12 protein-coding genes are annotated in these 14,335 nt (G+C 70.8%); 5 read left to right on the top strand and 7 right to left on the bottom strand.

The features are described from left to right. Positions 1 to 363: 363 nt before the first annotated feature. On the bottom strand, positions 364 to 1,377 hold the full coding sequence (locus AC5Y5E_RS04545) for an ABC transporter ATP-binding protein (RefSeq protein ID WP_499901739.1): 1,014 nt from the start codon (positions 1,375 to 1,377) through the stop codon (positions 364 to 366). Between the two features lie 158 nt (positions 1,378 to 1,535). Beyond that, positions 1,536 to 3,050 carry a carotenoid oxygenase family protein gene (locus AC5Y5E_RS04550; RefSeq protein WP_499901740.1) on the bottom strand — a complete coding sequence of 505 codons (1,515 nt, stop codon included), beginning with the start codon at positions 3,048 to 3,050 and terminating at the stop codon, positions 1,536 to 1,538. Positions 3,051 to 3,121: 71 nt separating this feature from the next. On the opposite strand from AC5Y5E_RS04550, the gene AC5Y5E_RS04555 reads away from it, so the two are divergent. Continuing rightward, positions 3,122 to 3,799 carry a TetR/AcrR family transcriptional regulator gene (locus AC5Y5E_RS04555; RefSeq protein WP_499901741.1) on the top strand — a complete coding sequence of 226 codons (678 nt, stop codon included), beginning with the start codon at positions 3,122 to 3,124 and terminating at the stop codon, positions 3,797 to 3,799. Between the two features lie 49 nt (positions 3,800 to 3,848). Here the strand turns inward: AC5Y5E_RS04555 and rplL are convergent, their stop codons facing one another. The 5 genes from rplL to AC5Y5E_RS04580 form a co-directional block, all read right to left on the bottom strand. After that, positions 3,849 to 4,241: a 50S ribosomal protein L7/L12 gene (rplL, locus tag AC5Y5E_RS04560; RefSeq protein ID WP_067012853.1), complete on the bottom strand. Its 393-nt coding sequence runs from the start codon at positions 4,239 to 4,241 to the stop codon at positions 3,849 to 3,851. Between the two features lie 41 nt (positions 4,242 to 4,282). Continuing rightward, positions 4,283 to 4,891 (bottom strand): 50S ribosomal protein L10, encoded by a 609-nt coding sequence (rplJ, locus tag AC5Y5E_RS04565; RefSeq protein ID WP_499901742.1) that lies wholly within the window; start codon positions 4,889 to 4,891, stop codon positions 4,283 to 4,285. Between the two features lie 237 nt (positions 4,892 to 5,128). After that, positions 5,129 to 6,052, bottom strand: a complete 924-nt coding sequence (locus AC5Y5E_RS04570; RefSeq protein ID WP_499901743.1) for an ROK family protein — start codon at positions 6,050 to 6,052, stop codon at positions 5,129 to 5,131. After that, a complete protein-coding gene (locus AC5Y5E_RS04575) occupies positions 6,052 to 6,669 on the bottom strand; it encodes a DUF7158 domain-containing protein (RefSeq protein ID WP_499901744.1) in 618 nt (205 codons plus the stop codon). The genes AC5Y5E_RS04570 and AC5Y5E_RS04575 overlap by 1 nt, the downstream gene beginning before the upstream one ends. Beyond that, the gene (locus AC5Y5E_RS04580; protein WP_499901745.1) at positions 6,666 to 10,841 is read right to left on the bottom strand and encodes a glycoside hydrolase family 38 N-terminal domain-containing protein; all 4,176 of its coding nucleotides are present in this window, start codon (positions 10,839 to 10,841) and stop codon (positions 6,666 to 6,668) included. The genes AC5Y5E_RS04575 and AC5Y5E_RS04580 overlap by 4 nt, the downstream gene beginning before the upstream one ends. Positions 10,842 to 10,880: 39 nt before the next feature. Here AC5Y5E_RS04580 and AC5Y5E_RS04585 point away from each other — a divergent pair, with 39 nt between their 5' ends. From AC5Y5E_RS04585 to AC5Y5E_RS04600, 4 genes are read left to right on the top strand one after another with little or no spacing between them, the layout of a single operon-like run. Beyond that, positions 10,881 to 11,414: a DinB family protein gene (locus AC5Y5E_RS04585; RefSeq protein WP_499901746.1), complete on the top strand. Its 534-nt coding sequence runs from the start codon at positions 10,881 to 10,883 to the stop codon at positions 11,412 to 11,414. 3 nt (positions 11,415 to 11,417) lie between these two features. After that, the gene (locus AC5Y5E_RS04590; protein WP_499901747.1) at positions 11,418 to 12,008 is read left to right on the top strand and encodes a DinB family protein; all 591 of its coding nucleotides are present in this window, start codon (positions 11,418 to 11,420) and stop codon (positions 12,006 to 12,008) included. Beyond that, positions 11,984 to 12,931, top strand: coding sequence for an alpha/beta fold hydrolase (locus AC5Y5E_RS04595; RefSeq protein WP_499901748.1), 948 nt, complete (start codon positions 11,984 to 11,986; stop codon positions 12,929 to 12,931). The genes AC5Y5E_RS04590 and AC5Y5E_RS04595 overlap by 25 nt, the downstream gene beginning before the upstream one ends. Positions 12,932 to 12,983: 52 nt before the next feature. Then, entirely contained in the window at positions 12,984 to 14,330 is a 1,347-nt protein-coding gene (locus AC5Y5E_RS04600) for an ABC1 kinase family protein (protein WP_499901749.1), read from the top strand. The last annotated feature ends 5 nt before the right edge of the window (positions 14,331 to 14,335 follow it).

Below are 14,335 nucleotides of genomic sequence, written 5' to 3' on the forward strand. Positions count from 1 at the left end.
TGCGACTCACGGTTTCCGGGGGCACCGGCTGCGTTCGCCGCAACAATTTTGTCGGTTCGGCCGGCGAACGATCTGCCCAGATCTCACGCGCACAACTAAATAGCTAAGCCGCGGGATGGGGCTCAGGCTAAGACCACGGTGTCAGGTGGCGGGTGAGGTGGGCAGGAGGTAGCCAGCGCAACGTCCAACAATAGCGCAGGACCGCGCATTCCTCAACTACCCACAACAATCAGCCCAGGGACATCGGCGCTGGCTCGCGATCTCGACTTCCCGTGGGTACATGCTGCCCAACAGACTGACCCGTTTAGGCCCGGTCGTCAAGAGGGCGGGCCGCCAAGTTGCACCGAGTTAGCGCAAATTTCTCTACGCCTCGCCGAACTCGGTTGCCTTGTACCGGTGGGTGCCCTCGAGGTCGTCGAGGATCGCCGCCTGGGCGTTCTTGGGCAGGGTGTGCAGGATCTCGCGCACCCGGGCCTGGCGCCGCGCGACGGCCTTGCGCTCCGGCATGCCCGGCGTCGCGACGATCTGCGGGGGCACTCCCTCGATCTCCTCGACGCCGCCGGCGTGGTGACCGGCGTCGAGCAGGGCCTGCTCCTCGGCCATGGTGGCCTCGTCCTTCTCCTCGGACATGCCGATCGGCCCGATACGCCGGCCGTTGAGGAACTGCCGCACCACGGGCTCATCGCTGGTCAGCAGCACTTCCCGCGGGCCGAACATGACCAGCTTGCGGCGGAACAGCATGCCCATGTTGTCCGGCACGGTCCGGGCGATGTTGATGTTGTGCGTCACGATCAGGACGGTGGCGTCGATCTGGGCGTTGATGTCGAGGATCAACTGGCTCAGATACGCGGTACGAACCGGGTCCAGACCGGAGTCCGGCTCGTCGCACAGGATGATCTGCGGGTCCATCACCAGGGCCCGGGCCAGGCTGGCGCGCTTGCGCATACCGCCGGAGATCTCACCGGGGAACTTCTTCTCATCCCCGCCCAAGCCCACCAGGGTCAGCTTCTCCATGACGATGTCACGGATCTCGCTTTCCTTCTTCTTGGTGTGCTCGCGCAGCGGGAAGGCCGCGTTGTCGAACAGGTTCATCGAGCCGAACAGCGCGCCGTCCTGGAACATGACGCCGAACAGCGTGCGGATCTCGTAGAGCTCCTTGGCCGAGCACTCGAGGATGTCGGTGCCGTCGATCATGATCGAGCCGCGTTCCGGGCGCAGCAGACCGATGAGGGATTTCAGGAACACCGATTTGCCGGTACCCGACGGCCCCAACAGGACGCTGACCTCCCCGGCGGGGATATCCAACGTCACGTCTTCCCAAATTCTCGAGGGACCGAAGGACTTCGTGAGTCCCCTCACCTCGATAGCGACGCCCATGGGGAATCCTTCCGTCGACGCTCGTGCCCGCCACCTGCCCTTTTGTGTGGCATCAGTCACTGTAGCGCACGTCAGGCACCCGGCATCAGGCTTGGATCGCACCGCCGGGAAAAATTGGCCGACCTGAGACTTGGCGCCGCACCCCTATTCGACGCGAGTTAGCCGGAAGGCGCCCAGTTGCCGTGGAATCCCATCGGTACCCGCTGCGGCAGATGCACGGTAGCCACCGATTCGAGGGTCTGCGCATCCAGCAGCACCAGCTGCCCTTCGTCGCGCCCGCGGTGGTAGCCGTAGCCCATCAGGATGCCGTCGTCCTCGGCCCGGTCCCCGGGGTCACGTGCGGGGTTCGGCACGAAAGACATCTCGCCGAGCAAAAGCTCGGGGTCGAGTTCGGCCACCGTGGCCGACCCCGAGGCATAGTCGTGCTTGTACAGCGGTGTCGCCAGCTGCGGACCGCCCGCGGCGGAGAAGCCGCCCTCGATGCCGACGGCGTAGCCGAAGCGGTGCCGCTTGCCGAGGCGCGTCTCGTTGATCCGCGGGAATTCCTGCGAGCGCTCGTCGCGGCATTCGGTGGCCACCGCGCCGGTCGCCAGGTTGACGGTCCAGCGGTCCAGCCTGGGCGTGGTGTCGCCGGGGCCGCGCCGGTCGCGGTCGAACATCCGCTCGTAGCGCACCACGTCAAGCACCAAAACCTCTGCACCATCGCGCATTTCGGAGTACGCGTTGAGCGGGTGGTAGACGTAGCAGGGTTCGATGTCGAACCAGCGGACATCCTTATTGCCGCCCTCGCGGGGCATCACCCCGATGCGCGCCGGATAGCCGGGGTTCCAGGCGTACGGCATCCGGTCGTCGTGTTTCGGGTTGCGGTTCATCATCGCGGTGATCGGGCCCGGCACCCGGACCCGCCCGACCAGCGACTGCAGCGCCAGCCGGGCCGGTACGCCCAGCCAGCGCGGGATGTTCGTCGGAAGCACCTGCACCGGATCGAACGTCACCGGCAGGTCGTAGATCACCACGTATTTGTCGGTCAGCGAGAAGTCGTGCATCATCGGCGACCCGCTCACTTCGATGTCGACCGTGCGGCGGGCGCGCCCGCTGGTGTCGATCACCGAGTACTGCACGGTGCGCCCGCGGGCGAATGAGTAAGACACGGCATGCAATTCGCCGGTGTGGGGATCGCGGTGCGGATGGGCGGTGTAGCCGCCCTCCAGGGTGCCGTCGAAGTCACAGGTGCCGACGGTGTCGAGGTCCTCGGTCAGCTCGAAGTTGGCGGCCCCACCCTCGACCAGCGCCAGGGTGCGCCCGGCGTGGGCCAGCACGTTGGTGTTGGCCCCGAAGGACAGCATGCCCGCCCGCGGGTTGAGCCGGGCCGGGGCCGGCTCGCCGAGGGTGGCGCACACCGAGAGGCTGCGCACCCAGCGGTTGCGGTACCAGCGGGCCTCGCCGTCGCGCAGCGCGACCCCGTGCACCATGCCGTCGCCGCTGAACCAGTGGTAGGTGGCCGGGTCGACCTCCTCGGCCGGGTTGGGCCCGTTGCGCAGATAGCGCCCGTCGAGGTGCTCGGGGATGTGCCCGGTGACCTCCAGGTCGGTCGCGGTCACTTCGGCGCCCACCGGCGCCAAAAAGCCTTCGAGATACGGGTTCGTGGATCGGGTGGCTTGCGCGGATGTCACTGCTAAGCTCCTATAACATTGATATTTCAGTGTTATAAGGACCGTACGCCTGTGGTGAGAAGATGGCAACGATGACTTCGGAGACCGAGCGCAGCGTCCGAGACGAGATGCTGCACGCCGCCGTCGGGCTGCTCGACGAACAGGGGCCCGACGCGCTGCAGACCCGCAGGGTCGCGGGCGCCGCGGGGACCTCGACGATGGCGGTCTACACGCATTTCGGTGGGATGCGCGGCCTGATCGCCCAGGTTGCCGAGGAGGGCCTGCGGCAGTTCGACGCCGCGCTGACGCTGCCCGAGACCGATGACCCGGTCGCCGACCTGTTCGCCGTGGGCGCCGCCTACCGGCGCTACGCCATCGAGCGTTCGCACATGTATCGGCTGATGTTCGGCAGCACCAGCGCGCACGGCATCAACGCACCCGCCGGCAACGTCCTGACGCTGACGGTCGCCGAGATCGAGCGGGACATCCCCAGCTTCGCGCACGTGGTGCGAGCGGTGCAGCGGTCTATGCGTGCGGGGCGAATCACGGTCGGTTCCGCGGCTGACGACGCGGCGGTGGTGGCCACGGCGGCCCAGTTCTGGGCGTTGGTGCACGGATTCGTGATGCTCGAACTGGCCGGCTTCTACGGGGACGACGGCACGGCCGTCGCGCCGGTGCTCGGCTCGCTGACGTCGAACTTCCTGGTCGCCCTGGGAGATTCACACGAGCGCGTGCGCGAGTCGCAGCGAGCGGCGTTCGGCCTTCGCTGAGCGCACGAAACCCCCGGAAGGGCGCTTCCGGGGGCTTCGTGACGTGGTGCTACTTGACGGTGACGGTGGCGCCGGCGGCCTCGAGCTTGGCCTTGGCGTCGTCGGCGGCCTCCTTGGCCACCTTCTCCAGCAGCGGCTTGGGCGCGCCGTCGACGAGGTCCTTGGCCTCCTTGAGGCCCAGGCCGGAGACGATCTCGCGGACCACCTTGATCACGCCGATCTTCTTGTCACCGGCGGCCTCGAGGATGACGTCGAACTCCGACTGCTCCTCGGCGGCCTCGGCGGGCGCGCCACCGGCGGCCGGACCGGCGGCGGCGACGGCGACCGGGGCGGCCGCGGTGACCTCGAAGGTCTCCTCGAACTTCTTGACGAAGTCCGAGAGCTCCAGCAGGGTCATTTCCTTGAACGCGTCGAGCAGGTCGTCGGCAGTCATCTTTGCCATGGTGTGGGTCCTTCCTTGTTTTTCTACGTTGCGGTCGGTTGTTATTCGGCTTCGGCCGGGGGTTCGGCGGTTTCCGCGGTCTCGGCGGGCGCTTCTGCGGCCGGGGCCTCGGCGGCCGGGGCCGGGGCAGCGGCCTCGGCGGGCTTCTTCTCCTGCAGCGCGGCCAGCAGCCGGGCCATCTGGGAGGTGGGGGCGGCGAACAGCCCGGCCGCCTTGGCCAGGTTGCCCTTCATCGCGCCGGCCAGCTTGGCCAGCAGCACCTCGCGGGACTCCAGGTCCGCGATGCGCTCGACTTCGGACACGCTCAGCGGGTGGCCATCCATGTAGCCGCCCTTGATGACCAGCGCCTTGTTCTCCTTGGCGAAGGTCTTGATCGCCTTGGCGGCGTCAACCGGCTCGCCGCTGACGAACGCGATGGCCGTCGGCCCGGCGAACAGCTCGTCGAGACCCTCGATGCCGGCATCGGCGGCAGCCCGCTTGATCAGCGTGTTCTTGGCCACCGTGTAGGTAGCCGATCCCGCCAGCGAGCGGCGCAGCTCGGCCAGGTTGGCCACCGTCAAACCGCGGTACTCGGTGATCAGGGTGGCCGTCGAGTCCTTGAACTGCTCCGCGATGTCTGCAACGGCGGTGGCCTTGTCAGCCCGGGCCATGCATACCTCCTGAGGTCAAAGTTGTCGGTGATTCACCGCAAGAACGACGAACGCCCCGGCGCAGGAAGCGGCCGGGGCGTACAAATTCGCCGGCGTGCGCCGGCGTTCTGCCTCGTCCTCCTGCGCGGGCCGCCGGGATGCTCCCGGACCTTCAACCGATTGCTCGGTGACCGACGGTCTTCGGTGGATCGGCAACCAGGATAGCCTGACCCCCCGCGGTCAGCCAAAACGGTGCGGCTACGCGAGCCCGGCCAGCCTGGCGGCGCCCACCAGCCCGGCCTCGCCGCCCAGTGCCGCGGGCACCACCCGCAGGCCGGCCAGGAACTCCAGCCCGGCGTACTCGGTCAGCGCCGACCGCAGCGGGCCGAAGAGCAGGTCCCCGGAGTTGGCCACACCGCCGCCGATGACGACGAGGTCGAGGTCGCAGACCGCCCCGACCGACGCGATCATCGCCGCCAGCGCGGTGGCGCCCCGCCGAAACGCCCGCTGCGCCACCGGGACCCCGGCCGCCGCCGCGGCGGCCAGCTCCCGGGCGCCGGCGCCCGGTGGCGCGGCCCAGCCGTTGTCCCGCGCCCAGCGCACCATCCACGGTCCGGACGCGACGGTCTCGACGCAGCCGCGCCCGCCGCACGCACACGGCCTGCCGTCCTGGTCGACCACCACGTGACCGACGTGGCCGGCGTTGCCGGTGCGCCCGGTGTACGGGACGCCGTCGAGCACCAGTCCCCCGCCCACGCCGGTGGACACCACCATGCCAAGCATGAAGCGGGCGCCGCGGCCCGCCCCGAGCCAGTGCTCGCCCAGCGCCATGCACACGCCGTCGCCGCCGAGACGGACGGGAACGCCCGGGACCCCGGGAATCATGGCCGCGACCCGGTCCCGCAGGGGGAAGCCGCGCCAGGAGCGGATGTTGACCGGGCTGACGCTTCCGGCGTGCAGGTCGATGGGCCCGGCGCACGCGATTCCCACCGCGGTGACGGCGCCGTCGGCGACGCGCAGCATGTCGGCGATGGTCGTCGCGACCGCGGCCCAGACCTCCTCCGCGGATCCGCCCGGCGGGGTGGGCCGGATCGCGGTGTGCACCAGCGTGCCGCCGGGATCGGTCAGCCCGGCGGCGATCTTGGTGCCGCCGATGTCGAGGCAGAGCGTGCGGGCGGCCATCAGTGGCGATGCGTGTTGTCGGGTTGGCGTGGGTCGCCCGGGTGCTCGTAGCCGGGGGCGAGGCGGACCAGCGCGGCGCGCCGCGCGTCCAGCCACACCCGGAACGCGCGCCGGCGCGCGGCACCGCGCAGGTGGTCGGCGATCGCCGAGCGCACCTCCGCCAAGGGCGGCGCGGCGAGCGCGGGGGCGCGCCAGCCGTGCGGGCCCGGTCGCGGCGCGGCGAAGCGCAGGGGGTTGCGGGCGTGGTAGTCGGCCACCTCGTCGACGCCGACCCCGACCGCGGCGGTGACGTCGGCGAACAGCGCCCGGGCCAACGGATCCGTCAGCGCGGCGGCCGCCACGCTGCCGATCTCGAGGCGCGCCGCCGCGTCGGGCAGCAGCTCGGCCTCGGCGGGCGCGCCGGTCGCGGTGAGGCCCCGGGCGGCGGCCTCGGCGGCGACCACCCGCTCGGTCACGATCAGCTGGGTGAGCCAGCGCCGCAGCTGCCGTCCCTCCCCGGTGCCGGGCGCCGGCAGCGCGGCGACGCGCGGACCGCTGCGCAACCGCATCTCTCGAGCGTCTACCTCATCGACCGAAACCGGTTCGCCGGCCACGGTCGCCACCAGTCCGACGCTCATGTCACGGTCACCTTCACCGCCGGCGAGTACACCAGCCGGCCCGCGCAGCCCACCCGGACCAGCGCCCACCACTGCCCGGGATCCAGCCACGCCGGCGGGGTCAGGTCGAAGCCGAGCTCGACCGTCCCACGGGCGGGCACGACGGCGCCGAGCACGTTGGGCCCCATCCACTCCCACGTGCCCCAGGGGCTGATCAGGTGCGCCTCCGCGGCCAGGGGGGCGCGGGCGTGGGTGCCGACCGTCACGGTCAGCCGGGCGGTCCCGCCCGCCGCGAGCTCGACGTCGCCGGGCTCGTCGGCGAGGTACAGCAGCTCGCGCTCGTGGTGTGCGCCCACGTCGACGACGCAGACGTCCTCGACCTCCTGACGCCACGCCGCCGGGACGCCGTCGCCGGTCAGGCACAGCCGGGCGCGCAGCGGGTAGAGCCCGGGCCGCGCCCGCGCCGGGATCGTCACCGTCACCTCGGCCTCGCGATGGTCGCCCACGCCCAGCGTGAACGGCAGCTCCGCCGGTCTCGCCGTCCAGCCGTCCGGGCACAGCACCGTCACCGCCCCGTGCAGCGTGGCGTCGCTGCAGTCGCCGGCCACGGTGAGCCGCAACGCCACCTCGGCGCCCGGCCCGGCGGTCACGCGCTGCGGGTGCAGGTGCGCGACGGCCGGAAGTCCCCCGAGCGGGGCGGGTCCGCGGTTGTGCAGCCAGTAGCGCGCGTACAGCGGTTGGGCGGTTTCGGCGTCCGGCGCCAGCGGCGCGTATTCCGTCGCCGCGCTTTGTGTTTCGAGGTGGGCCAGCACGGTGGCCACCTGATAGCCGTGCAGCTCCACCGATTTCGCGCGCCCGCCACGCGTTCCCAGCGGCCTTTCCAGCAGGTCGGCGAACGCCAGCCCGCGCACCGTGGCCGGCTCGGAGCCGAGGCTGACGCGGGTGCGTTTCCCGGTCGTCTGCACCAGCCTCAGGGCCACCGCGCTCGGGTCGACGGGCCGGGTGCGCCCCGCCGCCAGCGGGTTGCCGGCGGCCTTGAGGGCCGCCAGCTGGACGGAACCGGCGGGCTCGATGTGCAGCAGCGACCCGCTCGCCGGCAGCGCGCCGTCCGCTTCGCCGGACACTACGGCGAGCAGTGGATGGCCGAATTCCGCGCTGCGCGCGGGGATCTCGGCCTCACGCCAGTCGCCGTCGCCGCAGGCCAGCGCGTAGTCGAAGACGTGGGACCAGTGCTGGAGCTGGAAGTTGGAGCCGTCGGGCGCGGTACGGCGCGGATCGTCGATCCAGGTTCCCGACGGCCAGCCGGTGCAGGACCGCATCAGCGCGGTGTGCAGCGTGCCGTCGGTCTCGACGGCGAAGCTGGGCACCCCGCGGTTGAGCAGCGCGACGGTGCGGGATTCGAAGCGTTCGATGCCCGCCGGCGCCCGCTGGTTGACCAGGATCTCCGCGCTCCCGAGCTCGTCGACCACCGACGCGATCGCGGCGGCCAGGCCGCCCTCGTCGCTGGCGTCGATCACCAGCACGGGCAGCGCCCGCGGCGGGCGCAGGTCGGCGCCGGGAACCCAGGCCGCGGCCAACGGTGTCTCGGCCGGCACCCAGACCCTGGCCCGCCCCGTTTCCGCCAGCTGGCGCTCGAGTTCGGCTAGGTACTCCGGATCCGCTTGCGCCAGAACGGCTTTGGCAAACGCGTTGCGGGCCGGCCCGCCCAGCGCGATGCGGACGTCGGGGAGGTTCGAGTCGACGTCGAGGCAGCCGTAGCGCGGCTTGTCGGCGCCGCTGCAGGTCGCCGTGACGCCGGCGCGGACCAGCGCCACCATCAGCTCGCGCGCCAGCGGCCCGGACTCCGCCTCGGCCGGCGACACCACCTCGGCCACCGACACCGCCCGCACTGAGTTCTCCGAGGCGCCGACCCGCACCCGCACCGCCGACGACAGGCCGAACCAGCCGTAGGCCGGGTTGTCCAGCGTCCACAGGTGCCGCGCCGTGTCCACCGAGCGGGCGCCGTCGTGCAGCAGCGCGAAGCCGCGGCCGACGACGGCGTCCCCCACCTCGCTGACCGGCATGGCGCCCGGCACCGGGCACGGCCAGCGCAGCCGCAACAAGCGGTCCTCCCCGGCGAATTCGTCGATGGCCGTGCGGCAGTCCAGCCGCGCCAGCCCGTTCCACAGCGTCAGGGTTTGGGTGTAGCGCAGCTGCCCGCCGATGCGGCCGTGCACCACGAGGCGCTGACCGAGCGGGCCGCGGTAGGCCCGCACCCGGGCCGGCCAGGCCGACGAGCCCACCACCGGACCCTTGGGCAGCAGGTGCCACGGCCCCTCCCCCTGCCGGGGGTGCGACGGGTATTCCTCGTAGAGGGCCAGCTCGTTGCCCACCCGGCCGTCGGCGATCAGCTGCCGGCCGTCGGAGGACATCAGGGACACGATCCCCCCGCCGCGCGCCGGGTCGGCCTCCAGCCGGTAGTGCTCGTTGCCGATCGCCGAGCCGGGCATCGTTTCCCACCCGGCAGCCCCGCCGCCCGGCACCAGCCGATAGGCCCGCCAGCCCAGCGACGGCACGTCGCGCGCCAGCCAGGTGACCGACCGCCCGTCGTCCGCCACGTGCGCCGGCAGGTCGGTTCCGTCGGGATCGAGCACGCGTACCCCGGCGCCGACCGGCGCGTCGAGCCGCGCGGTGACGATATCGGTTCGCTTGTGCGCCAATGGGTTCCATACGACCACGTCGCCGTCGACGGCGCCGGACAGCGCCGCCAGCGAGTTGTCCCGCACCGCGCGGCCCAACTCCCACGCGTCGCGCCAACCGGTCAGCAGGTCCAGATAGACCTGATCGGACTCCGAGCCGGTGATGGCGTCGTGGTGCGCGCCGTACGCCAGCTGCACCCACGCCTTGGCGAGCGCGGCCTGCGGGTACTCGGCGCCGGTCAGCAGCGCGGCGAACACGGCGAAGCGCTCGGCCTCGAGCACGGCGTTCTCGGCCGCCCGATTGGCCTGTTTGGTGTCGATGTACGAGACGTCCTTGCCGGTGTAGATCGGGTTCATGTCCCGGGTCTGCGGGGACGGCTCGCAACCGCGCTGCGCGAGTTCGGCGCGCACCGCGGCGAAAAAGTCCCGCGGTATCGCGCACACGAACCGCGGCCACGTGTAGCGCGCGGCCCAGTCGCGATGGATCGCGGTGACCCATTTGTTCGGCGGCGTGTAGTCGGTCCCGACCGGCAGCAGCACGTTGCGGGTCAGGGCGACCTTCTTGAGCCGATCGAACAGCGCGCGGGTGGCCTCCTCCGCCTCCGCGAGCGAGACCGACGCGTCCATCCCCCAGCCCGCCCCGTAGTGCGCGGGCATGTAATGCGTGAGCAGGCCGCGGCCCGACGGCGCGATCCACTCGAACTCGCTGCAGAACTGCATGCGATCCATCTCGCCGCCCTGGGTCGGGCCCCACTGGTGGTGCGGCCCGCGCGCCCACGAACTCGACGTCAGGCCGGCGTCGGCGGCCAGCCCGGGGAATTGCGGATCGTGGCCGAACACGTCGAGCTGCCACGCGGTGGCCGGGTCGGCGCCCAGCACGTCACGCTGAAATCCCATGCCGTGCACCAGGTTCCGGATCGTTGTCTCCGGGCTGGTGAGGTTGGTGTTGGGTTCGTTGTAGGTGCCGCCCATCACCTCGACGCGGCCCTGCGCGATGAACCGGCGCAGGTCGGCGCGGTCCTCGGGGTGGGTGTCCCAGTACGGCTTGAGGTAGTCGACCTCCGCCAGCACGAACTTGTACTCGGGCTCGCGGCGGGCCATCTCCAGGTGCGCGCGGACCAGTTCGAAGCCGTTGGCCTGCCGTCCCGGCGGGTCTTCGGCCCATTCGCTGGTGTAGGCGCCCTGCGTGTTCCACCACACCGGGTCGTAGTGAAAGTGACTGACCATGAACATGGTCCAGCCGGGCTCGGCGACGGTGAACTCGAACGGCTTGCCGACGCGCCCGGCGCGCGCCCGCGCGGCGCGCCGCTGGCCGACGACCGGGCGGTCGACCGTGACCGGGACCTCGACGACGTCGCTGCCGGGCTGGGCGATCGCCTCACCGCTCAGGCCGTCGCCGTCGACGCGGACCGGCGTCGGCTGGGCGCAACCCGCCAGGCCGATGCGCGCGAGCTGCAGCGGCGCGTCCGGCGGCCCGACGAACAGTTCGGTCGATTCCGCCAAAACCACCCGCATGCCAAAAGCATGTCACCCCGTGGTGGAAAGCTCGGTGACATGGCCGACCTGACGACTCAACTGGCGGATCAGCTCGACTGGCACTGGCGCGAACAACTGCGCCCTCGGCTGGACGGCCTCACCGATGACGAGTACTTCTGGCAGCCGGTACCCGACTGCTGGAGCGTGCACCCGGGGGGATCGGTGGACTTCGTGCATCCCCCGCCCATTCCGACGCCGTTCACCACCATCGCGTGGCGAATGGCGCACGTCATCGTCGGGGTGTTCGCCGTGCGTGCCCACAATCATTTCGGCGGGCCGCCCGCCAGCTATCAGGACTGGGACTACGCCACCGACGCCGCCACCGCGCTGAGGCAACTCGACGAGGCGTACGCCGCATGGATGACCGGGGTGCGGTCGCTTTCGACCGCGGAGCTGACCCGCCGCTGCGGGCCGGCCGAAGGGCCGTACGCCGACTACCCGCTGTCCGAGCTGGTCTTGCACATCAATCGAGAAGCGATTCACCATGGTGCCGAAATCGCATGCCTGCGCGACCTTTACCTCCACAGCCGAACCGTCGACAAGAGGGACTAACAGATGCCCGCACTCGCCCCGCCCGTCACCGACGAACGCAACGCCCTGCGCGAATTCCTGGCGTTCCACCAAAGCGCCTACTTCGCGGTCTCGTACGGCCTCACCGACGAACAGGCCCGCTCGGCGCCTTCGGTCAGCGCGCTGTCGGTCGGCGGGCTGGTCAAGCACGCCACCGCCATGCAACGCAACTGGATGGCGCGCGTGGCCGCCGCCCCGGAGCTGCCGCCGAAGGACCCCCGCCCGTTCGAGCAGATCGCCAAGGAGTTCGGCGACCAGCACGTGATGCGGCCCGACGAGACGCTGGCCGGGCTGCTGAAGGCGTTCGAGGCCCAGAACGCGGAATCGCTGCGCCTGGTCGAAACCGCCGACCTGGACGCCACGGTTCCCGTGCCGCAGGACATCCCCTGGTTCCCCAAGGACCAGAAGGCGTGGTCGGTGCGCTGGGTGATCCTGCACGTGATCAACGAGCTCTCCCGCCACGCCGGGCACGCCGACATCGTCCGGGAATCCATCGACGGCGCCACCATGTACGAGCTGATCGCCGGGCTGGAAAATTGGCAGATCGAAGGATGGGTCCAGCCCTGGCGGAAATAGGGCAAATACGTAGCGGCCTCGCGCGCCGCGACACGCCGCACGGCCCCGTCGAGCTCTACTACGAGGATCTCGGCGACCCGGCCGCGCCGCCGGCGCTGCTCATCATGGGCCTGGGCGCCCAGCTGCCGATGTGGCCCGACGGCTTCTGCGCGCAGCTTCTCGACGCCGGCTACCGCGTCATCCGCTTCGACCACCGCGACACCGGGCTGTCGGCCAAGATGCACGGGCTGCGGGCGCCGGGCTCGGTGTACCGGCGCGTCGGGCGCTACCTGCTGGGCAGGCCCAGCCGGGTGCCCTACACGCTGATCGACATGACGGCGGACGTGGTGGCGTTGCTCGACCACCTGGGCGTCGCCCGGGCCCACGTGGTGGGCGCCTCGCTGGGCGGGATGATCGCGCAGATCCTGGCCGGCACCGAGCCGCACCGGGTGGCGTCGCTGGGCATCATCATGTCGAGCACCGGCAAGCCGTTCGCGGCGCTGCCGGCCTGGCGCGTCATCCGGCTGGCCTTCGATCCGCCGGCCAAGGACGCCTCGCCGGAGGAGAAGCTGGCGGCCGAGGTGCGCAACGTCGCGGTGTTCAACGGCCCCAACTTCCTGCCGCCCGAGGGCGAGCTGCGCGACCGGGTGCGCCGGCTTGCGGAGCGCGGCAGCTACCCGCCGGGCATGCTGCGCCAATTCGACGCCATGCTGGGCACCGGCAGCCTCCTCGGTTACAGCAAGGCGATCACCGCCCCGACCGTCGTACTGCACGGTTCGGCCGACCCGATGGTGCGGCCGCGCAACGGGCGCGCCGTCGCCGCGGCCATCCCGAAGGCGCGATTCGTGGTGGTCGACGGGATGGGACACGACCTCCCCGAACCGGTCTGGCGGCCGATCGTCGAGGCCCTCACCGAGAACTTCGCGCTCACCGAAACGCGGTGAGCGCGCTCACAGGAATTGGGACTTGACACGCCCGATTTGGCAGACTGCTGAGATGACTACTACCAAACACCGCGAGGTGGCCAAGCTGGACCGGGTGCCGTTGCCGGTCGAAGCGGCCCGGGTAGCAGCCACCGGCTGGCAGGTCACCCGCGCCGCCGCGAGCATCGTCACCAAGCTGCCCAGCAAGGGGCCGTGGCAGCAGAAGGTGATCAAGCAGCTCCCCCAAACGTTCGCCGACCTGGGGCCCACGTACGTGAAGTTCGGGCAGATCATCGCGTCCAGCCCCGGCGCGTTCGGCGAGTCGCTGTCGCGCGAATTCCGCGGCCTGCTCGACCGGGTGCCGCCCGCCGACGCCAAAGAGGTGCACAAGCTCTTCGTCGAGGAGCTGGGCGCCGACCCCGCCGAGCTGTTCGCCAAGTGGGACGAGACGCCGTTCGCGTCGGCGTCCATCGCGCAGGTGCACTACGCCACCCTGCACAGCGGCGAGGACGTCGTCGTCAAGATCCAGCGGCCGGGCATCCGCCGCCGGGTCGCCGCCGACCTGCAGATCCTCAAGCGCTTCGCCCAGGCCGTCGAGCTGGCCAAGCTCGGCCGTCGGCTCTCGGCGCAGGACGTGGTCGCCGACTTCTCCGGCAACCTGGCCGAGGAGCTGAACTTCCGGCTCGAGGCCCAGTCGATGGAGGCGTGGGTGTCACACCTGCACGCCTCCCCGCTGGGCCAGAACATCCGGGTGCCGCAGGTGCACTGGGAGTTCACCAGCGACCGGGTGCTCACCATGGAACGGGTGCACGGCATCCGCATCGACGACGTCGCCGCCATCCGCAAGGCCGGGTTCGACGGCACCGAGCTGGTCAAGGCGCTGCTGTTCTCCCTTTTCGAGGGCGGCCTGCGGCACGGGTTGTTCCACGGCGACCTGCACGCCGGCAACCTCTACGTCGACGACGCGGGGCGCATCGTGTTCTTCGACTTCGGCATCATGGGCCGCATCGACCCCCGCACCCGCTGGCTGCTGCGCGAGCTGGTGTACGCGCTGCTGGTCAAGAAGGACCACGCCTCGGCCGGCAAGATCGTGGTGCTGATGGGCGCCGTCGGCACCATGAAGCCCGAGGCCGAGGCCGCCAAGGACCTGGAAAAGTTCGCCACCCCGCTGACCATGCAGACGCTGGGCGACATGTCCTACGCCGACATCGGACGGCAGCTCTCGACGCTGGCCGACGCCTACGACGTCAAGCTGCCCCGGGAGCTGGTGCTCATCGGCAAGCAGTTCCTCTACGTCGAGCGGTACATGAAGCTGCTCGCACCGAAGTGGCAGATGATGTCCGACCCACAGCTGACGGGCTACTTCGCCAACTTCATGGTCGAGGTCGGTCGCGAGCATCAGACCGACGTGGAGGCCTAGGGGCC

This window comes from Mycobacterium sp. NGS54 (genome assembly GCF_059812465.1).